20 protein-coding genes and 2 tRNA genes are annotated in these 24273 nt (G+C 64.5%); 10 read left to right on the top strand and 12 right to left on the bottom strand.

Annotated elements, in window-relative coordinates; genetic code table 11:
• Positions 1-36: 36 nt before the first annotated feature.
• Positions 37-828: an AraC family transcriptional regulator gene (locus AC22G6_RS09555; RefSeq protein ID WP_487366597.1), complete on the bottom strand. Its 792-nt coding sequence runs from the start codon at positions 826-828 to the stop codon at positions 37-39.
• 103 nt (positions 829-931) lie between these two features.
• Between AC22G6_RS09555 and AC22G6_RS09550 the strand changes: the two genes are divergently transcribed.
• Entirely contained in the window at positions 932-1888 is a 957-nt protein-coding gene (locus AC22G6_RS09550; protein ID WP_487366596.1) for a DMT family transporter, read from the top strand.
• Between the two features lie 140 nt (positions 1889-2028).
• On the opposite strand, the gene AC22G6_RS09545 is transcribed toward AC22G6_RS09550, so the two are convergent.
• Positions 2029-2580 (bottom strand): hypothetical protein, encoded by a 552-nt coding sequence (locus AC22G6_RS09545; RefSeq protein ID WP_487366595.1) that lies wholly within the window; start codon positions 2578-2580, stop codon positions 2029-2031.
• A gap of 112 nt (positions 2581-2692) precedes the next feature.
• A complete protein-coding gene (locus AC22G6_RS09540; RefSeq protein WP_487366594.1) occupies positions 2693-3964 on the bottom strand; it encodes an O-acetylhomoserine aminocarboxypropyltransferase/cysteine synthase family protein in 1272 nt (423 codons plus the stop codon).
• A gap of 200 nt (positions 3965-4164) precedes the next feature.
• Between AC22G6_RS09540 and parA the strand changes: the two genes are divergently transcribed.
• Both parA and AC22G6_RS09530 read left to right on the top strand, forming a co-directional pair.
• Positions 4165-4830 (top strand): ParA family partition ATPase, encoded by a 666-nt coding sequence (parA, locus tag AC22G6_RS09535; protein ID WP_487366593.1) that lies wholly within the window; start codon positions 4165-4167, stop codon positions 4828-4830.
• Positions 4827-5720: a hypothetical protein gene (locus tag AC22G6_RS09530; RefSeq protein ID WP_487366592.1), complete on the top strand. Its 894-nt coding sequence runs from the start codon at positions 4827-4829 to the stop codon at positions 5718-5720. The genes parA and AC22G6_RS09530 overlap by 4 nt, the downstream gene beginning before the upstream one ends.
• A gap of 45 nt (positions 5721-5765) precedes the next feature.
• Here AC22G6_RS09530 and pabB read toward each other — a convergent pair whose 3' ends face one another.
• Both pabB and AC22G6_RS09520 read right to left on the bottom strand, forming a co-directional pair.
• Complete coding sequence (gene pabB / locus AC22G6_RS09525; protein WP_487366591.1) at positions 5766-7574, bottom strand: aminodeoxychorismate synthase component I; 1809 nt, start codon at positions 7572-7574, stop codon at positions 5766-5768.
• Positions 7571-7693: a hypothetical protein gene (locus AC22G6_RS09520; protein ID WP_487366590.1), complete on the bottom strand. Its 123-nt coding sequence runs from the start codon at positions 7691-7693 to the stop codon at positions 7571-7573. Before AC22G6_RS09520 ends, pabB begins: the two co-directional genes overlap by 4 nt.
• Before the next feature lie 335 nt (positions 7694-8028).
• Between AC22G6_RS09520 and thrC the strand changes: the two genes are divergently transcribed.
• From thrC to gltX, 5 genes are all read left to right on the top strand, one after another.
• On the top strand, positions 8029-9477 hold the full coding sequence (gene thrC, locus AC22G6_RS09515) for a threonine synthase (RefSeq protein WP_487366589.1): 1449 nt from the start codon (positions 8029-8031) through the stop codon (positions 9475-9477).
• Positions 9478-9650: 173 nt separating this feature from the next.
• Complete coding sequence (locus AC22G6_RS09510) at positions 9651-10730, top strand: GGDEF domain-containing protein (RefSeq protein WP_487366588.1); 1080 nt, start codon at positions 9651-9653, stop codon at positions 10728-10730.
• An 80-nt stretch (positions 10731-10810) separates the two neighbouring features.
• Positions 10811-10885, top strand: a tRNA-Val gene (locus AC22G6_RS09505).
• 51 nt (positions 10886-10936) lie between these two features.
• A tRNA-Val gene (locus AC22G6_RS09500) sits at positions 10937-11011 on the top strand.
• 103 nt (positions 11012-11114) lie between these two features.
• Entirely contained in the window at positions 11115-12512 is a 1398-nt protein-coding gene (gltX, locus tag AC22G6_RS09495) for a glutamate--tRNA ligase (protein WP_487366587.1), read from the top strand.
• A 9-nt stretch (positions 12513-12521) separates the two neighbouring features.
• Here the strand turns inward: gltX and AC22G6_RS09490 are convergent, their stop codons facing one another.
• From AC22G6_RS09490 to mnmC, 4 genes are all read right to left on the bottom strand, one after another.
• Positions 12522-14585 (bottom strand): sensor domain-containing diguanylate cyclase, encoded by a 2064-nt coding sequence (locus tag AC22G6_RS09490; protein ID WP_487366586.1) that lies wholly within the window; start codon positions 14583-14585, stop codon positions 12522-12524.
• 106 nt (positions 14586-14691) lie between these two features.
• Complete coding sequence (locus AC22G6_RS09485; protein ID WP_487366585.1) at positions 14692-15003, bottom strand: P-II family nitrogen regulator; 312 nt, start codon at positions 15001-15003, stop codon at positions 14692-14694.
• 4 nt (positions 15004-15007) lie between these two features.
• The gene (locus AC22G6_RS09480) at positions 15008-15946 is read right to left on the bottom strand and encodes a sodium-dependent bicarbonate transport family permease (protein WP_108948495.1); all 939 of its coding nucleotides are present in this window, start codon (positions 15944-15946) and stop codon (positions 15008-15010) included.
• Between the two features lie 27 nt (positions 15947-15973).
• A complete protein-coding gene (gene mnmC, locus AC22G6_RS09475; protein ID WP_487366584.1) occupies positions 15974-17914 on the bottom strand; it encodes a bifunctional tRNA (5-methylaminomethyl-2-thiouridine)(34)-methyltransferase MnmC2/FAD-dependent 5-carboxymethylaminomethyl-2-thiouridine(34) oxidoreductase MnmC1 in 1941 nt (646 codons plus the stop codon).
• Between the two features lie 213 nt (positions 17915-18127).
• On the opposite strand from mnmC, the gene AC22G6_RS09470 reads away from it, so the two are divergent.
• The gene (locus AC22G6_RS09470) at positions 18128-19432 is read left to right on the top strand and encodes a hypothetical protein (protein ID WP_487366583.1); all 1305 of its coding nucleotides are present in this window, start codon (positions 18128-18130) and stop codon (positions 19430-19432) included.
• 280 nt (positions 19433-19712) lie between these two features.
• Positions 19713-21146: an alanine/glycine:cation symporter family protein gene (locus AC22G6_RS09465; RefSeq protein WP_487366582.1), complete on the top strand. Its 1434-nt coding sequence runs from the start codon at positions 19713-19715 to the stop codon at positions 21144-21146.
• A 246-nt stretch (positions 21147-21392) separates the two neighbouring features.
• Here AC22G6_RS09465 and AC22G6_RS09460 read toward each other — a convergent pair whose 3' ends face one another.
• The 3 genes from AC22G6_RS09460 to AC22G6_RS09450 are packed head-to-tail and all read right to left on the bottom strand — an operon-like array spanning position 21393 to position 24273.
• Complete coding sequence (locus tag AC22G6_RS09460; protein WP_108975339.1) at positions 21393-22223, bottom strand: ABC transporter permease subunit; 831 nt, start codon at positions 22221-22223, stop codon at positions 21393-21395.
• A complete protein-coding gene (locus tag AC22G6_RS09455; protein ID WP_108948489.1) occupies positions 22220-23164 on the bottom strand; it encodes an ABC transporter permease subunit in 945 nt (314 codons plus the stop codon). The genes AC22G6_RS09460 and AC22G6_RS09455 overlap by 4 nt, the downstream gene beginning before the upstream one ends.
• The gene (locus tag AC22G6_RS09450; RefSeq protein WP_487366581.1) at positions 23161-24273 is read right to left on the bottom strand and encodes an ABC transporter ATP-binding protein; all 1113 of its coding nucleotides are present in this window, start codon (positions 24271-24273) and stop codon (positions 23161-23163) included. Before AC22G6_RS09450 ends, AC22G6_RS09455 begins: the two co-directional genes overlap by 4 nt.

The following is a 24273-nucleotide window of genomic DNA, read 5'->3' as shown; positions in this document are numbered from 1 at the left end:
CGGGCTGCAGCAGCATGGCTGCGTTTCCTGCAGCGGTCAGGGCTTTCGGCTCCGGATGAACTCGGCCGGCGTCTGGTGCATGAGGCGACGGAACATCGTGATGAAGGCCGACGAACTCGCGTAGCCCAGATCAATGGCAACCGTCTCCACTTTCAGTCCCTCGGCGAGCAGGGGCACGGCCTTGAGAATCCGCAGGCGCTGACGCCACTCGAACAGCGACATGCCGAGGTCTCGCCGGGCCCGGCGGACCAGGGTACGTTCGGTCGTGTTTGCGAGTTTTGCCAGTTCGGGCAGGCTGCGGTTGTCGTCGGGGTGATTCTCCAGAAAGCGGAGCACGACATCCAGCGCGGCATCGGCAGACGTCGGCAGGTAGCTGCCCGCGCAACGTGCGTGTGACAGCTGATCGACCAGGACCTGCAGGAAGCGCTCATGCTCTTCGCTTGCGGGCTCGGCTTCGGGGTGCAGTCTGAGCTGGTCGAGCATGGCGACGATCAGGGGCGTCACCTCCAGCGCGCAGGGGCGACGGGGCAGGCGGTCGCATCGTGCGGGGGCGATGTAGAGCGAGCAATGGCCGGCCTCGTCCCGGTTCAGCCCAACATGCTCAACGTCCGGAGGCAGCCAGATCCCGTATTGCGGCGGAGCGAGGAAGTGTTCGTCTGCGGCCTTGATCTCCATGACGCCCATGAACGAATAGACGAACTCACCGCCATCGTGCTTGTGGACGGGGTAGAGCGTGTTCGCGGGCAGCGCGGCGGCGCGGAAGTGGATTGCCGCGGACAAATGCTCGCCGTGAGGTTCCATCAGCGTGGTGTGCCCGGATCTTTTCATCGTGTTTGGCCGAAGGTCGCTAGTGATTGGCAGTTTCTCACTATATGTCGCTGATCCGCCAGATCGATAATCGGGCTACGCACTGACTGAAAGGAAAAACGTCGTGGATTACCGAAAACCCCTGGATGGTCGCGCGACCGGCCTGATGGTTCTGCTCTGCCTGATCTGGAGCATGCAGCAGATCGCCCTGAAAGCGGCCGCTCCGGATATTGCACCCACACTGCAGATTGCACTGCGCTCGGGCGTTGCAGCGGTACTGGTCGGCATCTGGTGTCTGTTGCGACGGGACACGTTTGCAGCGGGCACCTTGCGGGCAGGCACGCTCGTCGGGGTGCTCTTCGCCCTGGAGTACCTGTTTGTCGGTGAGGCCTTGCGCCACACGTCTGCGGGGCACACCGTGGTGTTGCTCTACACCGCGCCGATCTTTGCCGCGCTGGGACTGCACTTGAAACTTCCCGCCGAGCGGCTCGACCGTGTGCAATGGACCGGCATCGCGGTGGCGTTTTCCGGCGTGGCGGTGACCTTTCTCGGGCCGGGCGCGAACGCTGGGGGCAGCGCTGGCGCAAGTCAGCTCTGGGGGGATCTGCTGGCCCTGCTCGGCGGTGCCGCCTGGGGCGCGACGACGGTCTCGATTCGCGTCACCCGACTCGCGCAGGCGCCGTCTTCACAGACCCTGCTTTACCAGTTGGTCGGCGCCTTTGTGGTCTTGCTGGCGGCCGCGATGGTGTCGGGCCAGACCCGCTTCAATCCATCTGCAGTCGCAATCGGCAGCCTCGCCTTCCAGTGTCTGGTCGTGTCCTTCATCAGCTTTCTGGTGTGGTTCTGGCTGCTGCGAACCTATCTGGCGTCGCGGCTTGGGGTGTTCTCGTTTCTGACTCCGATATTCGGGGTTGCGCTCGGCGCGGTGTTGCTCGACGAAGCGCTGGAGTTGCGGTTCATCGTCGGGACTGCGTTCGTGCTGGCGGGGATCATGATCGTCAGCGCACATGCCTGGCTCGGGGCCATCTTCGCAAGGGCTGGTGCGGGAAGGCTGGCGCAGTCGGCGACGCGCTGCAGGTGAAGGAGCCGTCTTCGTGTCGCACCGGCTGAGAGGGCCGCACATCACCACCCGTGCGCCGATGAAAACCAAAAGGGCCGGCATCCGTGAGGTCGCCGGCCCAGTTTTGCCGTTGCGGGTGATTGAAGCCCCGGAAAGGAGGCTTACACCGCTTCCTTCTTCAGCAGCTTGTTGCGCCAGTAGCGCCAAGCCAGCAGGCCGAACAGGGTGCCCATGATGAGCCAGAAGCCGATGCCTTCCCAGAACGCGATCGGGTCGGTGGCGAGGAAGTAATCGCGAGGCGGGCGGGTGAAATGGACGCGGCCCTGAACCAGTCCCATGATGACCGAAGCTGCCGCAGCCAGCGCAGGAGCGAACCATACCAGCAGGCCACCGGCGACGATGCCCTTGTCGATCAGCGGGGACGGACGCTGCCGCGGCAGGTAGACGCTCTCCACGCCGTACCAGACGGCAAGCAGAAAGCCGACGCCGGCCACCAGTGGGGTGAGTGCGAGCACGGTACCGAGCACGGTCGCGCCAAGCATGAAGGCGCCGCCTTCGAGCTGCATGATCTGCGGCCAGATCATGTCGAGATTGAGGAACAGCCAGGTCGAGGCAGGTGTGGCCAGCAGCGAGAGGAGGAGACAGATGCTGGCACGACGGCGCGCAGCATCGCCGGCAAGTGCGGCATCTCGTGCCTGAGGAATGAGCGACATGACGGAGTGCCCGTGCGAGGGGCGAAACGAAACAATCCGCGAGTCTACTACGGCAGCGCGTGATTTGGCGTCCGGCCGTGCATGAACACGGTCGGACGGATAACCACTTCAATCAGACTGCAGCGAGCGCCTGTTCGAGATCGGCGAGGATGTCATCGATATGCTCGATGCCGATCGACAGCCGAACCATGTCGGGCGACACACCGGCCTTGGCCATTTCAGCGGGCGCGAGCTGGCGGTGGGTGGTGGACGCCGGGTGGCATGCGAGCGACTTTGCATCGCCGATGTTGACCAGACGCGTGACCAGCTTGAGCGCGTCCTGGAAACGCCCGCCGCCTTCGAGGCCACCCTGAACGCCGAAGGACAGGATGCCCGAGGCACGCCCGCCCATGTACTTCTGCACCAGGCCATGGTCGGCATGGTCAGGCAGGCCGGCGTAGTTGACCCACGACACCTTGGCGTGTGTCTTCAGGTAGCTCGCGACGGCAAGCGCGTTCTCGCAGATGCGGTCCATGCGCAGCGCAACCGTTTCAATGCCTTGCAGAATCAGGAAGGCGTTGAAGGGCGAGATCGCTGCACCCATGTTGCGCAGCGGGACGACACGGGCGCGCCCGATGTAGGCTGCAGCGCCGAGCGCTTCGGTATAGACCACGCCGTGATAGGACACGTCGGGTTCGTTCAGGCGACGGAAGCGCGTCTTGTGCTCGGCCCAGGGGAATTTGCCCGAATCCACGATGACGCCGCCGATCGAGGTGCCGTGACCGCCAAGGTACTTGGTGAGCGAATGCACGACGATGTCGGCACCGTGCTCGATCGGGCGGCACAGGTAGGGCGAGGGCACGGTGTTGTCGACGATCAGCGGGATGCCGGCCTTGTGCGCGATCTCGGCGAGGCGCTCGAAGTCGGTGACGTTGCCCAGCGGGTTGCCGACCGATTCGCAGAAAATGGCCTTGGTGCGGTCGTCGATCAGCTTGGCGAAAGCGTCGGGGTCGCGATAGTCGGCAAAGCGCACCTCGATACCGAGTTGCGGAAAGGTGTGCGCGAAGAGGTTGTAGGTGCCGCCATACAGCGTCGCCGCCGAAATGATGTTGTCACCGGCTTCGGCAATGGTCTGGATTGCGTAGGTGATCGCCGACATGCCGGAGGCAACCGCCAGGCCCGCAATGCCGCCTTCCATTTCTGCGACGCGCTGTTCCAGCACGGCAGTGGTAGGGTTCATGATGCGGGTGTAGATGTTGCCAGCCACTTTCAGATCGAACAGATCGGCGCCATGCTGGGTGTCGTCGAACGCGTAGGAGGTTGTCTGGTAAATCGGTACTGCGACCGCCTTGGTGGTCGGATCGGGAGAGTAGCCACCGTGTACGGCGATTGTTTCGAGTTTCATTCTTAGGGTCCCCTCTGAAAGTGTCGGAGGAGTATATCCAGAGCGCGAGAGATATCGAAATAGCTTGAAATGATGAAAGGGGCGCCGCGCTTGTCACGAGTCGGGTCAGAGTGGACAATAATAAAGTATTACTTGATGCGGATCGGAAATGCAGCAGACATGTGTCTGCATCCGCATTGGGCAACAGAGGAGATGTAACAATGAAACAGTGCAGCGTCATTGCCCTGTTATCGCAAAAAGGCGGCGTCGGAAAAACGACCGTCGCCATGCAGTTGGCAGAGGGGCTCGCAGGTGCGGGTTACCGGATCTCGTTGTGCGATCTCGATCCACAGGAGAGCGCGGCGCGATGGGCTGCCGCGGCGAATCCGGCCGACCCCTTTCCGGCATCGGTGATGAGCATGCAGGGCGATCTGGCCTCACTCGAAACGCAGGTTGGCAATGTCGGCTGCCGCTCGGACATGCTGCTGCTGGATTGCCCGCCATCCATCGAACACGCGCATACGCTCGCCGCACTCGAGCTGGCCGACGTCATCCTGATTCCAGTTGTGCCCAGCCCGACCGACCTGTGGTCGACGCGTGCGGTCGAGCGCCTGGTGGTTGCAACCATGGCGCGCCGTCCGGGCTTGCGCGCGGCCTTGCTGCCGAACCGGGTGCAGCGCACTGCTCTGGCAGGGGACGTGCTCGAGGTGCTTGGCGAATTCACCTTGCCCGTGGTGGCTGCGAGTCTTGCCCAGCGCAATGCCTACGCCCAGAGCGCAGTCGAAGGCGGGTCGGTATATCGGCTGGGGCGCAGTGCCGGCCCGGCCCGTGATGAAGTGGACCGTCTCGTAGCGGCGGTCCTTGAACTGACAGGAGAAACAAAATGACCACACGCATCAAGACGCAGTCGGCACTGCGTGCCACGCTCAAGCAGGAAGACGCCTCGGTTGCCGGGCGCTTGCCCGAAGTGGCTGCGGCTGCAGCGACTGCGACCGAGTCCGCTCAGGCCGCGAAGCCTGCCGCAAAGCCCGCGGCAAAGCCCGTGACGCCGCGGGCACCGCGTGCGCGCAAGCCCGCGACAGCGAAGCCTGCGCCGGCAGCGCCGGTCGAGGCGAAACCGGTCGCGGCTGCCGAGCCGGTGCCGGCTCCCGCGTCTGCTGCTGCGGCTGCACCCGCTGCGACGGCGACTTCCAAGGCCCCGGTCCGACGTCGTGCAAGCGCAGCGAAGAAGCCTGCGCCGGCCAAGCCTGCCGCGGTCGCGACGCGCGCTGCGGTGGCGAAGCCCGCTGCAGAAAAGCCGCCTGCAAAGCGCAAGGCCGAAGCCGGCGCGAAAGCAGAGGACAAGCCGGCAGCGACCAAACCGGTAGCGACCAAACCGGTAGCGACCAAACCGGCAGCAGCAAAGCCCAAGGCGGCCAAGCTCAAGTCCGCTGGAACATCGGCTGCGAAGGTGGCGCCTGCGAAAGCCGTGGCCGGTACGTCCGGCGGTGCGAAGAAGTCGGTCGCCGGCCCCGCAGTCATCAAGCTCCCGGCTGCGAGCGTCGAGGCGAAAAAGGAAAAGGCTGGCAAGGTGGTGCGGGATTCGTTCTCGATGCCCAAGAGCGAGCAGGCTGCGCTCAAGAAAATTCGTACCGCGCTGGCACGTGCCGGACGGCTGGCAACAAAGTCCGAAGTGCTGCGTGCCGGTCTTAAACTGCTGGGCGAGCGTTCGGCAAAAGAGCTGGTCGCGGTGCTCGATTCCCTGCCTGTCGTGACCAAGGGCAAGAGCAAGAAGTAAGGTCTGCCCGGGGCTGCTCGGTGGGGCAGCTCCGGACCTCCCGGCTCAAGCCGGCGCTGCCAGCGTCACCCGCTGCAATCCACGCAGGGCGTTGCCGACGTAGATTGCGCGGGCGCTGCGCAAGTCGTCCATCGACAGCGTGCGTTCGATTGCGCGCCCGTCCTCTAGCAGCTGCCGTCGCAGCACGCCGTCCAGTACGCCCGCCGACAGTGGCGGTGTGTGCAGAATCCCGTCGCCGGTGTCGATGAAGACCGTGCTGCGTGCGCCCTCGGTCACTTCGTTTCGTTCGTTCAGGAATACCGCGTCGAAATACCCGCGGCCCAGCACGTCGTGCAGTGCGTGATCATAGGTCTCGCGCGCCGTCGTCTTGTACCTCAGCAGCATGTCCGTGCTGTCGACCCGTTCGGGCCATTGCACGATTTCCGGTGGCGTATCGGGTGGTGCATCCAGCACCTGACTGGCGATCACGAAACGTCCTGCGTACGAGAGCTCCAGCCGGACCCGGTGAATGCCGGGCGTCAGCGTGCGTCCATGGGCCAGCAGGGCCGACCGCAGCGCACCGATGTCGCACGTGTGGCCGAAATGCCGCGATGAGCGCAGCAGTCGGGACAGGTGCGCCTCGAGAAGGGGGAAGGTGGGTACGGCGCCCACTTCGCAGCGCAGGGTCTCGATGAGGCCGAAGGGTGCGCCGAGGGCAGTCAGGAAGCGCCCTTTCAGCAGGCATTCTTCCCATTCGGACTCAGCGTCCGAGTCCGCCACCACGCCGCTCCCGAGGTTCAGCCGGAAGCGGCCGTCGGGTTGCACGTTCAGTGTCCGGATTGGCACATTGAAGCTGAAGTCGCCATCGGGTGCGACCCACCCAAGCGCACCGCAGTACAGGCTGCGTGACTCGCGCTCGAGCTCGCGGATGATCTCCATCGCGCGTATCTTCGGCGCACCGGTGACCGAGCCGCAGGGAAACAGGGCACGGAATACCGTGATCAGATCGGCATCGACCGGCTCCGCATGGACGGACGATGTCATCTGCCACACCGACGGGTAGGGTTCGATCGTGCAGAGCGATTCGACCTTGACGCCACCTGCGGGCGCGAGGCGACCAAGGTCGTTGCGGATGAGGTCGACGATCATCACGTTTTCGGCGCGATCCTTCGTCGAGCTCGCCAGTGCGTTCGGGTCGCTCGAGCGCGGCGCCGTGCCTTTCATCGGGCGGCAGCTCAGCCGTTTGCCGCTGCGCTCGACGAAGAGTTCGGGCGAGCGCGACAGGATGGCGCCGTCGGCATCCGCGATGTATCCGCCGTGACCGACCGGCTGCGCCTCCATCAGGCGCCGGTACAGCGCCAGTGGCGAGCCATAGATCGTGCCGGTGAGCGGCCAGGTGAAGTTGACCTGATAGCAGTCCCCGGCGTGGATCAGTTCGCGGATGCGACCGATAGCCGCCAGGTAGTCAGCCCGTTCGATGCCACGCTCGAGCGCTGCCACACCTGCGCTCTGCAGGTGCTCGTCGAGGAGCGACAGTCCTTCCTCTATCCGGACCAGGCTCTCGGCCTGTGACAGGCGTTCGCCCTCTGCAAACACCCAGGCACGGAGCAGCGGGGCGTCGTCGGCCGGGAGCAAGGCCTGCAGCCGGGGTTCGAGTGCATAACCCAGTTCGTAGGCTGCGGCCACCGCAACCCAATGGCCTTGCCTGCGCGCAGCCTCGATCTTGCCGAACGTGAATTCGATCTCGCCTGGCGAGCGGCAGCACAGCGTGTACTGCAGGTCGGTCAGCCACAGGTGCTCGCCGTCGGGAAGGTTGTCGTCAAACAGGGCCCAGCCCGGGTTCGCTGTTTCGTCAGGGGCAAGGGGCGTTGTCACGGGCGGCCCGGCGCAGGCTGCGCTGCAGTGCACAAGCCGTTCGCGAGGCCGTGTCGAACGCTGCGGTAAGCCTCGGAGAGCAGGGCCGTGGTCAGGCGCACGGAGAGCTGGCGGGTCATGGTCAAGTCTGGGGAGGAGGGCGTCGTGAAAGTGAAATTCTAATGCGAAAGGTCGATCATGTTGCGCCAGCAAAACACCGTTGACCGGGTTTCGGCGCGCTGCGGCAGTGGCGTGACGGGTATGAGGCGACGGATTTTCTTCAACGTCTCTGAACGCGGTCCGGGTGTCGGCCGCGTCGCTCATGGCCCTGCAACCGGCACCGATGTCGGTTGTCACCGTGCCTGCGTGATGCACAAACCTGCGAATCTCCACGCACTTTCGTTAAACTCACGCCTTCGCATTCGCGCGCCGGTGATCGGCGTGCGCAGAATCAGCTGACTCCGAGGACTGTTCCGTGAAGTACATCTCCACCCGTGGCCATGCCGGCCAGCCCGCCAATCCGGAATTCTGCGACATCCTGCTCGGCGGCCTAGCCCCCGACGGCGGTCTCTACCTGCCGGAGTCCTATCCGCTGATCGGCCGGGAAGAGCTCGACGCCTGGCGCTCGCTGTCCTATGCGGAGCTTGCCTTTGCGATTCTGTCGAAGTTCATCACCGACATTCCCGCCGCAGACCTGAAGGCGATCTGCGACAAGACCTACACCGCAGCGGTGTACTGCCACGTGCGCCCCGGCGACAACGCGGCCGACATCACGCCCGTGCGCTGGCTCGAAGACGGCAAGCTGGGTCTGCTGGAGCTGTCGAATGGCCCCACGCTGGCCTTCAAGGACATGGCCATGCAGCTGCTCGGCAACCTGTTCGAGTACGTGCTGGCCAAGCGCGGGGAGAGCATCAACATCCTCGGTGCGACTTCGGGCGACACTGGCTCTGCGGCCGAATACGCGATGCGCGGCAAACAGGGCGTGCGGGTGTTCATGCTGTCGCCGCACGGCAAGATGAGCGCTTTCCAGCGTGCGCAGATGTACTCGCTGCAGGACGACAACATCTTCAATATTGCCGTTACCGGCATGTTCGATGACGCGCAGGACATCGTGAAGGCGGTCTCCAATGATCACGCCTTCAAGGCAAAGCACAAGATCGGTGCGGTGAATTCGATCAACTGGGCGCGCGTCGCAGCCCAGATCGTGTATTACTTCAAGGGCTACTTCGAGGCCACGAAGTCGAACGACGAGCAGGTCGCGTTCTGCGTGCCCTCGGGCAACTTCGGCAACATCTGCGCCGGTCATATCGCACGACAGATGGGCCTGCCGGTGGCAAAGCTGATTCTCGCCACCAACGAGAACAACGTGCTCGACGAGTTCTTCCGCACCGGCGTTTATCGCCCGCGCAAGACCGCCGAGACCAGCGTGACTTCGAGCCCGTCGATGGATATCTCGAAGGCGTCCAACTTCGAGCGCTTCGTGTTCGATCTCGTGGGCCGCGACCCGAAGAAAGTGGCCGAGCTGTGGGCAGAGGTCGATGCCGGCCGGCCTTTCGATCTCAGCACCACGCCGTGGTTTGCCCGTCTGGACGACTTTGCCTTTGTGTCGGGCAGCAGCAGTCACGCCGACCGTCTGGACACCATCCGCAGCATCTACGAAACCTACGGCGTGATGATCGACACCCACACCGCCGATGGCGTCAAGGTGGCGCGCGAACTCGCAGCCGAAGTCCCGGCGGGTGTGCCCCTGCTGGTGCTGGAAACGGCGCTGCCGGTGAAGTTTGCCGAAACCATTCGCGAAGCGCTCGGGCGCGACCCCGAGGTGCCGGCTGATCTGCAGGGGCTCGAGAAACTGCCTCAGCGCGTCGAAGTGATGGCGCCCGACGGCGAGCAGATCAAGCGCTTCATCGCTGAGCGGGTCTGAGACAGGGTGTCTGGCAGGCGCTTGCCGATGCGGCGCCTGCGGTTTTAGGGCTTTTGATGACTTCGGTTGGTGTTGTCATCATCATCGCGTTAAACTCGTTGAAGCAGCCATGTAGACAGGTACGACCGCACCTCCTTGGTGCGTTGTGAATGTTCCTTGCATGAATTCCGTGAATGACGTATTCAACCGGTGGTCAGATGAGTGGTGTCAGTGCCGAACCCGCTGCGGTGCAGCCGGCTGTAACCCATAGCGATGCCCGAGTGTTCGCTCATGAGGTGATCGAGTTTCTGATCGTTCATGCTCTTCATCCCAGCCCAATCAACTACGCCGTTGCCTACGAGTACCGGATGGGGGGCGACGCCGCGATGAACGCCCGCATCGACGCCCATCTGGCGGCGGACAAGCGGCTCGACGATTTGCTGATGCGCGAGTTCTACGACGAGCATCTCGCGATCGAACAGTTCCGCAACCTGCGCGGTCTGGGCGGGAGCCTGCAGGAACTGGTCGACGGGCTGATCGGCGATATCAGCGAAGCGGGGGAGCACGCTTCGGGCTTCCACTCCGCGGTGGAAAACAACATCAGCCTGTTGAAGCGCAGGAACGACAGCGAGGCTGTAACCGCGATTGCCGCGGATCTGCTGGCGGCCACTGCCAAGGTGCATTCAAGTAACGCAGCGCTGAAGGCGCGTCTCGACTCCGCCGACCAGGAAGCGCGAAAGCTGCGCGACGAGCTCGAGCGCCATCGGCGCGAGGCGCTCAGCGACCCCCTGACCGGACTGCTCAACCGCCGCGGCATGGAGTATCACCTCGACGAGATGGCGGTTTCCGGTGCGCGCGAGCCGCTCTCGGTGGTCGTCCTCGATATCGATCATTTCAAGCGCATCAACGATACCTACGGGCATGCGGTCGGCGATGTCGTGATTCGTCATGTTGCCAAGGTAATGCGGACCGCGGTTTGCGCAGAGGATGTGACGGTGCGCTTCGGTGGCGAGGAGTTCGTCATCCTGATGCCGCGACGAAGTCTTGAAGAGGCGCAAGCACTGGCGGAATCGATACGGGTCAAGGTCGAGCGCCTGCGCCTCATCCGGCGTCAGGACAAACTCGCGCTCGACCCATTCACGGTTTCGCTCGGCGTGGCGTCACGGCACGACGACGAAGGCTTCGACGGCATTTTCGAGCGTGCCGACAAGGCGCTGTATGCCGCCAAGAACAGTGGTCGAAACCGTGTGCTGACCGAAGTGGCGCTGAATTGACGAGCTTGGTGGTCGCGAACACTGCGCGTGGCTATTGACGTTATCCGGTGCGGCTTCTACAATCCGGCCTCTTTCGCGAAGGGCGGTTAGCTCAGCGGTAGAGCACTGCCTTCACACGGCAGGGGTCACTGGTTCGATCCCAGTACCGCCCACCAACGGTGGGAACTCGTAGCGAAAGCCGGCAGAGGGATTGATCCCCGCTGACCGGGCGGTTAGCTCAGCGGTAGAGCACTGCCTTCACACGGCAGGGGTCACTGGTTCGATCCCAGTACCGCCCACCAGATACCAACCCCGACGTCGTCTCGACGGCGGGGTTTTTTATTTTCAGACTGTGGCGACGTCCTTGCACCGAGCTTGTCCGCGCCCAATGCCAGGGGATATTCGATGACTGCTCACGTTCGCACCCGCTTCGCGCCAAGCCCCACGGGTTATCTGCATATCGGCGGCGCCCGCACCGCCCTGTTCTCATGGGCCTATGCCCGTCACCACAAGGGTGATTTCGTGCTGCGCATCGAGGACACCGATGTCGCCCGCTCCACGCCCGAGGCGGTGCAGGCCATCCTCGACGGCATGAAGTGGCTGGGGCTCGACGCGGATGAGGGTCCGTTCTACCAGATGCAGCGCATGGACCGATACAAGGAAGTGGTCGGCCAGATGCTTGCTGCCGGCACGGCCTATCACTGCTATACCAGCCCCGAGGAGCTCGACCTGTTGCGTGAGGCTCAGCGCGCACGTGGGGAGAAGCCGCGCTATGACGGCCGCTGGCGCCCCGCGCCGGGCAAGGTGCTGCCGCCGGTGCCAGAAGGTGTGAAGCCGGTTGTGCGCTTCTGCAACCCGGTCGACGGTGTGGTGGCGTGGGACGACCTCGTCAAGGGCCGTATCGAGATTGCCAATGCGGAAATGGACGACCTCATCATTGCCCGCCCCGATGGCACGCCGACCTACAACTTCTGCGTGGTTGTGGACGACTGGGACATGGGCATCACCCAGGTGATTCGCGGTGACGACCATGTAAACAACACGCCGCGCCAGATCAACATTCTGAAGGCGCTCGGCGCGCAGGTGCCGCAGTACGCCCACCTGTCGATGATTCTCGGCGACGACGGTACCAAGCTCTCGAAGCGCCATGGCGCAGTGAGCGTGATGCAGTACGACGATGAAGGCTACCTGCCCGAAGCGGTCATCAATTATCTGGCGCGCCTGGGCTGGAGCCACGGCGACGACGAGGTCTTCACCCGTGAGCAGTTCGTCGAGTGGTTCGATCTCGACCACATCACGCCCTCGGCTGCCCAGTTCAACACAGAGAAACTCAACTGGCTCAACGCCCACTACATCAAGCAGGCGGATAACAGCCGTCTGGCTGGCGAAGTGGCGAACCGCCTTGCCCGTCGTGGCGTAGACCCGGAAGCCGGCCCGGCGCTGGATGCCGTGGTGGCGCTTTACAAGGATCGCGCAGCCACCCTCAACGAGTTGACGGATTCCGCCGAACTCTTCTGTGCCGATGTACACCCGGCGCCCGAAGTGGTCGGTCAGCATCTCACCGAGACCGCGCGCGCCGCGCTGGCGAGCCTGCGCGCACGTTTCGAGTCGGCTGCGTGGGAAAAGGCCGTGCTGAGCCAGGCGATCAAGGACACCATGGCCGAGCATGGCCTGAAGATGCCGCAGGTCGCGATTCCGCTGCGGGTGGCCGTTCTCGGCGTCCCGCAGACACCGTCGATTGACGCGGTGCTCGAGGTGCTGGGCCGCGAGCGCGTGTTGTCGCGCCTGGCGCGTTACGGCTGAGGCCTTGTGTCAGGGAGCTGCCTCAGGGGCGGTCAGGTCTGCGCCTGACTGCCCGGGCGTGTGAATCCTGACCTGATTGCGCCCGGCGCGCTTGGCATCGTAGAGCGCCTTGTCTGCGCGCCGCAGCGAGGCCTCTGCCGAGCCATCGCGGGTGTTCAGGCTTGCGACCCCGATGCTCACGCTGATCGGTATCAGTGTGCGCTCGAAGCGCGACGGCGAGTTTTTGACGGCTTCGCACAGCCGTTCGGCGAGCTCGCGTGCGCCGTCGATGCCATCGCCGGGCAGCAGGACTGCAAACTCTTCACCGCCCAGGCGTCCGATTACATCGGTCTTGCGCAAGGTCTGACGCACGATGTCGACGAAATGCTTCAACACCGCGTCCCCCGCCGCGTGACCATGGGTGTCGTTGACGTTCTTGAAGTGGTCGAGGTCGGCCATCAGGATCGAGGCCGTGCCGCCCTTGCGTTTCAGGCGGGAGAGTTCGTTATCCAGCCGCTCCAGGAACTGGCGCCGGTTCGATGCACCGGTCAGCGAGTCGGTCGTGGCCAGTTGCTGCAGCGCTTCCCGTTGATCCTTCAGCTCGGAAATGTCGCGAAACACCACGACAGCGCCGTCGCGCTGCTTGCCATCGTCGATCGGTGCAACGGTCACGGCCACCGGAAATGCGGTGCCGTCCACGCGGATGAACCAGTCTTCGCAGCTTCTGCGCTTGCCATCGTGCAGGGTCTGGAATATCGGGCAGGCTTCGTCCGGATAGGGTGAGCCGTCCGGGTGATGGTGGTGAAACAGCCGGTGCTGGTTCTTGCCGATGACCTGTGCCGCGGTGTAGCCAAGCATCGTGAGCGCAGCAGGGTTGATGAAGCTCGCAACGCCATTCGGATCCACTCCGTAGATGCCTTCGCCGGCCGTGTTCAGCAGCAGGGCATTCTGGCGCGACAAGCGACTGATTGCGGCGGTCTGCAGATCGAGCTGGCGCTTCCATTCCCGGCGCGACAGGTTCAGCAAGAGCAGCACGATCAACTGCACCAGGGCATAGCCGGCAAATGCATTCCTGAGGGTGATGCTTCGGGCTTTCGTGTGTGCGGCGAGTTCGGTCTCTGCGTTGCGCCAGATCAGGATGCTGCCGGCCGGGGGCCTTGCGGGGTTCTGTTCGCCCACGAAATCGAACAACGGAAAGCGGATGACCTGGAACTGCTTCCGGTCCCAGGTCTGGAGCTTCGACTCCGCCTCGGTCCTGCCACGCTCGATCAGGCCGGCGGCAAGCCAGGCCTCGGCCTCGGGGCGGGATGCCGACAGCAAAAAGCAGCAGTTGCTGCGCTCAGGGGCGCGGGTCACAGGCTGATAGAGCGACAACATCGCCTGTGTTACACGTTCCGGTCGTAGCAGTACTGCAACGCCGATATCGAGCTTTTCGCTCAGTCGCTTGAGCAGGCCATCAAGCCCGATGCCGACCTCAAGTGTGCCGACATGCTCGCCCGTTTCGCCGGCTTGCGGCGGATCGGCAGCCTCGTGCCCGTTGGCGTAGGGCCGGATGACGGGGGCGCCGCCACGTATGCCGGCAAATGCACGACCGATCTCGAAGCCGCTGCGCGGAATACGGTCGTTCTGAATGCTGCGCATCATCGGCCTGAGTTCCATCAGGCTGTCACCGTAGCGTTCCGGTGCATGCAGGCGGAGGAAAGATCGCAGGTCGGGCGTGAGCAGAAACTGAAGCTGGCGCAGGTCGAACATGCGATGCATGTCCTGCCACTGCAGATCGAGCTTGGCGGTGAGCGCGGCCCGCAATTCGAGCGCGCGCGCCTCATTGCTTTCACCGCCTGCGCGGAGCAGGTGGTTGGCGTCTCCGAGGATGCGCGCGATCTCGGGATCGGCCGCCATGTTGTAAGCGAGCGCTCGTGCTTCATGCTCAAGCTCGTCCATGGACACTTCGTAGATGCTCTGCAGTCGTGCCGCTTGTGTCTCGAACTGAAGCTTCAGTCGGTTGTCATGTTGCTGCAGCGATAACATCGCGCCACCCGCGAAAAGCGCGGCAAGTGCGGTGCTGGCAATCAGGACGACGAGCTTGTATTGCACGACATTGCAACCGGACGTGAGTCGACGCAAGTCTAGCCCGGTCGGCACGAGTCGTTCGTGACGAACGTCAATCAGCCGCGCAAACGGTCGTCCACCGGGTGCGGGTTCAGCCGGCGAATTTATCCGGCCGCAGCACGCCCACGTCGGTGACGAAGGCCACCATCGCGTAGTGCCGGAAATAGCGCGCTTCGACATGCGTGGTGATGGTGACGGCCGTATTGGCGTCGCACAGCACTTCCATGCGGATGGAGCGGTCGGCATCCCAGGTGCCTGCGCGGTTGCCGTGGCTGCCGCTGCCGCGTACGTCGGCCACGGTGTAGCCGTGCGCGCCGAGGTGCATGACGTCGTCTGCCAGTTTTTCTTCGAGCGCTTTTTCGGTGATCAGGACGACGAGCTTGCAGGGATGGGTATTTGGCATGGTTTCAGCTCCCGTGGATCAGACCGACGATGTAATGGTAGAGCGGGATGCCCACAAGAATGTTGAAGGGGAAGGTGATGACGAGGGCCGCAGTAATCGACAGCCCAGGATTGGCTTCCGGCACCGCGATTCGCATTGCTGCCGGAGCGGCGATATAGGACGCGCTCGCAGCCAGCGTGGCCAGGAGCAGGGTGCCGCCCGCGGAGAGCCCGATTGCGGTTCCGACGACGGTGCCGAACACCGCAGAGAGGATCGGCATCACGATGGCGAAGCCGGCGAGAAAAGCCCCGCTGGTGCGCAGTGCACCCGCCTGCGCGGCAGCCACTAGGCCCATCTCCAGCAGGAAGAGGCACAGCGCGCCCTTGAACAGGCCGAAGAAGAAGGGCTCCAGCGGTGCGAGCCCCTTTGGTCCTGCCGCCCAGCCAATGAGCAGGCCGCCGGCGAGCAGCACCATGCTCTTGCCGAGGAAGATCTCATGCAGCAAGGGTCCCCAGCGTACCGAGCCGGTATTGCCACCAAGTCGCGCCAGCAGCACGCCGACCGCGATACCGGGCATTTCGAGCAAGACCAGGAACAGCGGCAGGTAGGGCTCGTAGGCCAGCTGGCGCGCGCTCAGGTAGTCGATACCCACGGCAAAGGTGACCACGCTCACCGAGCCGTAGTGGCCGGCGATGGATGCGGCGTTGAAACGGTCGAGACGACCGAGTTTGTGCAGGATGGGAAAGGCGACCAGCGGGATGACGATGCCCAGCGCGATGACGGCCACCGCCTGGGGAAGGACGTCCATCGGTGATTGCTTTGCCAGCTCCATCCCACCCTTGAGACCGATGGCGAGCAGCAGATAGATGGAGAGTGCTTCATAGAGCTGGGCGGGGAGCTTCAGGTCGGAACGCGCAAGGCGCGCAGCGAAACCCAGTACGAAGAAAAGTGCGATGGCGTCCATGATTGGGCGGTTCCAGTGGATTGGATTTCAGTCGTCGGTGGCTGATTGGCGCACAGGACGCAGTATAAAACGTGCGGGATCCACCGCCGCGATCAGGTCATTCTCCACCGGTGCGGGCTCCCCGCAAATAAGGGAAGCCATCAACTCCCCCGCCAGCGCCGCCCACACAAGGCCGCGGGCGCCGAAGCCGGAAAGCGCGTACAGCCCGGCGTGGCGCGGTATTTCCGAGAGTGGGGTACGCGGTGCGACGCTGCTGACGGACGGGATCGCGCCGACCATGGGCAGGCGGTCGGGCGATGCCGGGCGAAATCCCACGCGCCCGCGCAGTGCGGTCGGGCCGAGCTGGGTGGTGTAGCCTGGCAGCATGGCCTCGAGCTTTTCGATGTTCTCGTGGTGATCGCGTTCGCGCAGGTCCGGCTCGTCGTCCCCGACGTCGAAGGTCGCACCGGCGCAGCGCAGGCCGTCCACTTCGGGGCTGACATAGCCCATGCGGCACATCACGACCCGCGGGGCGCTGCCGGCGGCGGCGTCGAGCAGGCTCACCTGACCGCGGGCGCTGACCATCGGCAGCGTCCCGGCCAGCGGAAAATCGCGCAGTCCGGTTCCGGCGGCCATGATCAGGACAGGTGCTGCCGCAATGACCTGTCCGGCTGCATCGAGTGCCCGCCATTCGTCCGCAACACGTTCGATCTGCGCGACCGGGCAAGCGAAGTGGGTGCGGATCCGGCTGGGGTGTGCGGCCAGATTGGCTGCGCACAGGGTCGGGGGCTGCACCCAGCCGCTATCGGAAAACCACCAGCCACCCAGCGGTACGGGCCAGCCACCGATGCGTTCAGCTTCGTCCGCATCGACGAAACGCAGCAGTGACGCGGGCAGGGCGAGGCGTTCGACCACCGCCCGCATCTTGTCCAGCTGCGCAGCGTCGCGCGCCAGATGCAGCACGCCGCAGTCCTCGGCCCGGACGCTGATGCCGCGCGCCCGCAGGCGGCGGATGTGGCGCCAGCCGTAGAGGGTACCCGCGCGCGTCAGCCTGCTCATCCGGTTGTCGTCAAGGCTGGGAAGCGGCCGCAGCACGCCGGCGTGGTTGCCCGAGGCGCCCTGACCGGGGCGGTCGGCCGCATCGATGACGTCCACTGACCAGCCGCGTGCGGCAAGCCGCTCGGCCGCCGAACTGCCGGCAACGCCGGCGCCGATCACGATGGCGCGGCGCGCGGCATGCGGTGCATCCGATTCGCGGGGCAGGGGCTTCTCTTCCACCTGCCCGCCACGAGGTCCGAGGTGACGGCCGCGCAGCATCTGACGCTTGCCGGCAAAGCCGGGTGCCTTTTCCACTTCGAAACCGGCGCGGCGCAGGCCTTCGCGCACTTCGCCGGCAACCGACCAGGTCGCCAGCGTTGCGCCCGGGGCAGCCATCCGGCCCAGCAGGTGAAAGACCTTCTGCGACCACAGGTCCGGATTGCGCGCAGGTGAGAAACCGTCGAGCAGAAAAGCATCTGCACGGGCGTCGAGCTGCGCCAGTCCGTCCCGCGCATCGCCGAAATACAGGGTGAGAAACACCCGGTCCTTGTCCAGATGCAGTCGGTGCACACCGGGTGTCAGGCTGGGCCAGGCCGCCTGGAGTTCTGCCGCGAGCGGTGCAAACTCGGGCCAGCGCGCATGTAGCACAGCGAGGTCTTCGACCGCGAACGGGTGCAGCTCGCAGGAGACGAAATGCAGGGTTGCAGCGCGCTCGAGGTCGGCGCGCCATGCCGCCCAGGTCGCGAGAAAATTCAACCCGAGTCCGAAGCCGGTCTCGACAATGACGAAGCGGTCGCGCCCGCGCCAGCGCCCCGGAAGCCCGTTGCCACCAAGAAACACGTGCTCGGCCTGTCCGATCGCACCGGCTGCGGAGTGATAGACGTCTTCGAAGGTGTCGGAGTAGGGCGTGCCGTCGTCGGCAAGGGTGTAGCTGGCAGGCAGGATTGGCATGGCAGATTGGGCGAGGTGGTGACGCGACGCGTGCGAACTGGAACCGGCTCCGGCGCATGCGTTGTGCGAATCGGCCGCCATCTTATCGCTTCCAGCGCGTTCGCGAGTCGGGGATACGTGCATTGCCTATCGCGGAGCGCCCAATATGGGACGTGGAGCATGCTTCCGGTGTACGCTCCGGTGAGCCCGAACTTCCCATGGTCATCCTGCTACATGCCCCTTTTTACGCGCAAACTCGCCGATCGCCTTGCCGCGCTGCTGATCCTGTTCATGACATTCATTGCGATCCTGTCGGGCGCCGCCACCGGCGTGCCCGAATGGCTCGGCGGGCTGGCGGCGTGGGGCGCGGTCGCGCTGATGTGGCAGGGGCTGGATCACCGCCAGCGGCGGGTGGCCTGGCTGCTGATCGGGATCGGTGTGGCAGCCCTGGTCTGGGCCGGTCTGCAGAATGGGCAGTGGCCCTGGACGGGTGTGCTGACAAAGAACATCGCCCTGCTCGGGATGCTTGCAGGCGTCAGCTTTCTGCAACTGCTCGGCCTGGGTGAGGCGGGTGAGTCTCCTCGTGGGCCGGGTGCGCTGTGGCGCACGATTGCAGGCGTCCATGTCTTCGGCGCGGTCATCAACCTGTCGGCGGTCTTCATCATGGGCGACCGCATGGCGGGCGGAAGGACACCCTCTATCCCTCAGCTCAATGCGCTGACGCGCGGCTTTCTGGGTGCGGCCCTGTGGTCGCCGTTCTTTGCCGCGACGGCGGTGGCTCTTACCTATGCGCCCGGTGCCACGCTGGGCGAAATGGCCGCTGCGGGCATTCCGCTCGCACTGGTGCTGATCGTGCTCGCGGGGCGCGATCTGCTGCGCGACCCTGCGCTCGGCCGCGATTTCGTCGGCTATCCGATGCGCCCGGCTGCGCTGTGGGTGCCGATGGCGCTGGCCTTGCTGGTCATTGCCGGACACTGGTTTCTGCCCTCGTGGTCGACACTCGCGGTTGTCACTCTCGCCGCGCCCGTGATGGCCGTGACCGTCGTGATGCTGCGTGCGGGCCTGATCGAAGGGGGTACGCAGATGGCGCGCCATGTCGCACGGCGTCTGCCCGCGATGCGTGGCGAGATGTCGCTGTTTCTGGCCGCCGCCGTCTTCGCGACCGGCCTCGACGCGCTGATCGCCAGCAGCGGGGGCTGGCTGCCGATGACGCACGTGGGCGCCCCGCAGGCGGCGCTGGTGCTGGCGGGCATGATCTTCCTCTGTGTGCTAGGCATCCATGCGGTGATCTCCATCACAACGGTCGCGGCCTGGCTGGCGCCGCTGAACCCCGACCCGGTGCTGATGGCCGTGGTCTATGTACAGTGCTGGGCCATCGGTCTGGCAGCCAGTCCCATGTCGGGTATCCACCTTGCCTTGCAGGGGCGCTACGGTGCGTCGGGGGCCGAGATGGCGCGCGGCAACGTGCGCTACAGCCTGCAGGCCTATGTCGCGGCGGTGATGGTGCTGTTCATCCTTGCGTGGTGGCGTGGTCTGTGAGGCTCCCGGACGCGTTCCTGCCCTGATTGTTTCTGATGCAATGTTATGCGTGAAACGCATGAAGTAATGCGTCAACCGTATAATCTTGCGGTGCAGCAGACGGAACAATTCAGGCCCGGAATTTTCCGCTACATCCGGCCGGGAGTCCTGCGTGTTCCGGCCCCGCGAGCGGTGTCGGCACGTGGTGCGCAGCACGAAAGCATCGAGGCTCGCCCGGAGCCCATCAAACTATAAATTCGACGCAGGACAACCTGTCGTCATGTTTCACGGAGAAGCAGCAGTGAACGATTTTGTCAGCATGCTTAACGGCATCATCTGGAGCCCGGCCCTGATTTATCTGTGCCTTGGCGCCGGTCTGTACTTTTCGATCCGTACCCGCTTCATGCAGGTGCGCGGCCTTGGCGAGATGATCCGCCTGACCTTCACCGGCAAGGCGTCGGACGCCGGCGTGTCCTCGTTCCAGGCACTCACCATGTCGCTGTCGGGCCGGGTCGGTACCGGCAACATCGCCGGTGTGGCCACCGCCATCACCTTCGGTGGCCCGGGTGCGGTGTTCTGGATGTGGACGGTGGCCTTCCTCGGCGCCTCCACCGCCTATATTGAGTCGACCCTCGCCCAGATCTACAAGGAGAAGGACGACGAGGGCATGTACCGCGGCGGCCCGGCGTACTACATCGAGAAGTGCATGGGGCAGAAGTGGTACGCGTGGATCTTTGCAGTGTCCACCGCAATCGCGATGGGCCTGCTGCTGCCGGGCGTGCAGGCGAACAGCATCGCCTCGGGGCTGCAGAATGCGTGGGGTATCGACACCGCGGTCAGCGCGACCTGCATCGTGCTGCTGCTCGGCTTCATCATCTTTGGTGGCGTGAAGCGGATTGCGCTGTTTGCCGAGATCGTCGTGCCTTTCATGGCGCTGGCCTACATCCTGGTGGCGATGGTGATCGTGCTGCTGAACATCGAGGCGGTGCCGGGCATGATCGCACTGATCTTCAAGAGCGCTTTCGGTCTTGAGGCGGGCTTTGGCGCGGTGCTCGGCCTGGCCGTGCAGTGGGGCGTGAAGCGCGGGGTGTATTCCAACGAAGCGGGTCAGGGTTCCGGTCCGCACCCCGCCGCCGCAGCCGAGGTGTCGCATCCGGCAAAGCAGGGCTATGTGCAGGCTTTCTCGGTGTATATCGACACCCTGTTCGTGTGCTCGGCAACCGCCTTCATGCTGCTGTCGACCGGCATGTACAACGTGCAGGGCCCTGACGGCGCGATGCTTGTGAATGGCCTGCCGGGCATGGAAGCCGGCCCTGGCTACACCCAGGCCGCGGTCGAATCCGTTCTGCCGGGCTTTGGCAGCACCTTCGTCGCACTGGCGCTGTTCTTCTTCGCCTTCACGACCATCGTGGCCTACTACTACATGGCCGAAACCAACATCGCCTACATCAACCGCAAGGTGCACCGTCCGTGGCTGTACTTCGTGCTCAAGATCGCCGTCATGGTGGCCGTGACCTACGGTTCGGTAAAGAGTGCCGGCGCAGCATGGGATCTGGGCGACGTCGGTGTAGGCATCATGGCCTGGCTCAACATCATTGCCATCCTGATCATCCAGAAGCCCGCGCTGCTTGCGCTCAAGGACTACGAGCAGCAGAAGAAGGAAGGCAAGGATCCGACCTTCGATCCCGAAAAACTCGGCATCCGTAACGCGGATTTCTGGGCGAAGCGGAAGTAAGTCGCTGCGCTGCATGCTGCGTCGGGCCGGCAGTCAAGCCTGCGGCCCGGGCGGCATGTGCTGTTATTCGCCGGCCGCGGCACCTCACTGGCGCCGCGGCCGCGTGCATTCCGGGGCGTGTCGCGTGATGTGATCGCCGGCGCGGCCGAGGCGTGTTCAGCGCTGCAGCTCGGCCCGGGGCAAGCGCTCGGGGGGCTTGCGCACGACGAGTTGCGCACTCGTCGTGGCATGCAGATGCACGAAGAATCAGCCCTGGGCGAGTTCCCGCGCCCGCATCCGCGCCCGTTGTGACGACATCATCATGTGGTTCGCAGTGAGCACTGCGATCGACACAACCACGACGATGATGGTGGCGAGGGCGTTGATCTCGGGCTTCAGGCCATGATGCAGACGGGCGAAGATCAGCACTGGCAGTGTGGTGCTGCCCGGGTCGGAGAGCATCGCGGCGAGCACGAAATCGTCCATGGACAGGGTGAAGGTCAGCAACCAGGCGGATATGAGTGCCGGGGCGATCACCGGCACGGTGATGATGAAGAACACCTTGAACGGTGGGCAGCCGAGGTCGAGCGCGGCCTCTTCCAGCGAACGGTCCACCTCGCGCAGGCGCGACTGCACGAGTACGGCGGCGTAGGCTGCGCACAGCGTGGTGTGCGCAGCCCAGATCGCGAGCGCGCCGCGTCCGCCGAGAAAGGACAGGGCGGGGTGGGTGAACAGCAGCACCAGCGACAGGCCGGTCACCACTTCCGGCATCACCATCGGTGCCGTCGTCATCCCGGCGAAGAAGCTGCTGCCGAAATAAGGCCGGTAACGCGTCAGCACGAATGCCGCGGCTGACCCGACCACCACCGCGGCGGTAGCCGCCATGGCGCCGATGCGCAGCGACAGCCACACCGCGGACTGGATCTCGCGGTCCTCCAGCAGCGCCTCGTACCAGCGCAGCGAGAAGCCGTCGAATTGCGTGGTGATCTCGCCCGAGGTGAAGGAAAACACCACCAGACACAGGATCGGGATGTAGAGGAAGGCGAACACCAGCACCAGCCAGCTGCGTGCGCCCCACCGGTTTGCCGCGACGCTCATCGCAGTTCCTCCGCTTCCTGCCGGCTGGATCGGTTGAAGATGATGATGGGCACGATCAGCAGCAGCACCATCACCACGGCAACCGCAGCCGCCATCGGCCAGTCCTGGTTGGGGCCGAAATCGTCCCAGATGTTGCGGCCGATCATCTGTACGTCACCGCCGCCGAGCAGGTCGGGAATCACGAATTCACCCACCGCCGGGATGAACACCATCATCGCGCCGGCAATGATGCCGTTGCGCGACAGCGGCAGCGTGACTGACAGGAAGGTAGTCAGCGGACGCGCGCCGAGATCGCTGGCGGCCTCAAGCAGGCGCGGGTCGAGCTTGACCAGGTTGGCGTACAGCGGCAGCACCATGAAGGGCAGGTAGCTGTAGATCATGCCGGTCAGCACCGCGCCGGTGTTGTAGAGCAGGGGCAGGGGCGCGTCGACGATGCCCAGCCCCAGCAGCAACTGGTTGATTAGACCCACCTCGCTGCTGTCGAGCAGGCCCATCCAGGCGTAGACGCGGAGCAGGAAGGAGGTCCAGAACGGCAGCATCACCATCATCAGCAGCACGTTGCGGATGGATTCGCGTGCGCGCGCTATGTGGTAGGCGAAGGGATAGCCGATGAGCAGGCAGCACAGCGTGGTCAGGCTGGCCAGCAGCAGCGAGTTGCCGTAGGCCCGCAGGTAGAGCAGATAGGCGCCGTCCTCGCCGATCGAGGTGAATTCGTCCTGCAGACGCTGGTAGTTCGACAGGTCGGGCACGAACTCGACCCCGGTACCATCGGCGGCGGTGTGCAGCGGTGGCACGTAGGGCGGAATCGAGAGCTCGGGCGTGGACAGGCTGACATTGACGATCAGCACGAAGGGCAGCAGGAAGAACAGCAGCAGCCAGGTCCACGGCAGCATTCCGACCCAGAAACGGCCACGCAGCAGGAACAGTTTGCGCGTGCTCATCGCCCGAGCACCACCCCGGCAGGTGCCTTCCACGACACCCAGACAGAATCCCCCCAGGTCGGCGGCGGCGCATCGCCCCAGCGTGCGGAGGGCACGCTGGCGATGACGGTACGCGAGGTGCCGACCCGGACGTGATAGATCGAATAGCTGCCCAGATAGGCAATATCCACCACCTCGCCAGCGGCCAGGTTCATCGTGCCGTCGGCCGCCTCGGGCTTGTCACGACCGAGTACGATGCGCTCCGGGCGGACCGACACCGAGACCTCGCTGCCATCGGCGTGATCGGTCAGCGGCGGGATGATGATGGGTGCAGGGAAATCGCTGCAGGCAACCCCTTGCTGGCCGAGCCGGCCATGAAACATGTTGGTTTCGCCAATGAACTCGGCGGTAAAGCGGCAGTTCGGATGCTCGTAGATCTCGTCCGGTGTCCCCACCTGCAGCAACACGCCGTCAGACATGACGCCAATGCGGTCGGCCATCGTCATTGCCTCTTCCTGGTCGTGGGTGACCATGATGCAGGTGACGCCGACACGCTCGATGAGATGGACGAGCTCGAGCTGGGTTTCCTGGCGGATCTTCTTGTCCAGTGCCGCCAGCGGCTCGTCGAGCAGCAGCAGCTTGGGTTCCTTGGCGAGACTGCGTGCCAGGGCCACGCGCTGCTGCTGTCCGCCCGAGAGTTCGTGCGGCTTGCGCCGCGCGAAACGCTGCATCTGCACCAGGTCGAGCATCTTCGTCACGCGCGCGGCGATGACGTCGCGCGCGATCCGGGGGCGCTCCTGGCGCAGTCCGAAAGCGACGTTGTCCTCTACCGTGAGGTGCGGAAACAGCGCGTAGGACTGGAACATCATGTTGGTTGGCCGATGGTGGGGCTGAACCGTGGCGAGGTCTTCGCCGTCGAGCACGATGCGCCCTGTGCTCGGGGTTTCGAGCCCTGCGAGCATGCGCAGCAGGGTCGACTTGCCGCAGCCGGAGCTGCCCAGCAGGGCGAAGATTTCCTTTCGCACGATTTCGAGCGAAACGTCCTTCACCACGTGATTCTGACCGAAGCGCTTGTTGACGCCTTCGATGCGCAGGTAGGCTGCGCCCTTGTCCGCTTGCTGTGCCACCAT

The organism is Parazoarcus sp. PS-13 R2A, assembly GCF_057621855.1.
The sequence above is the reverse complement of the archived record's forward strand: the minus strand, read 5'-3'. Positions and strand labels throughout refer to the sequence as shown.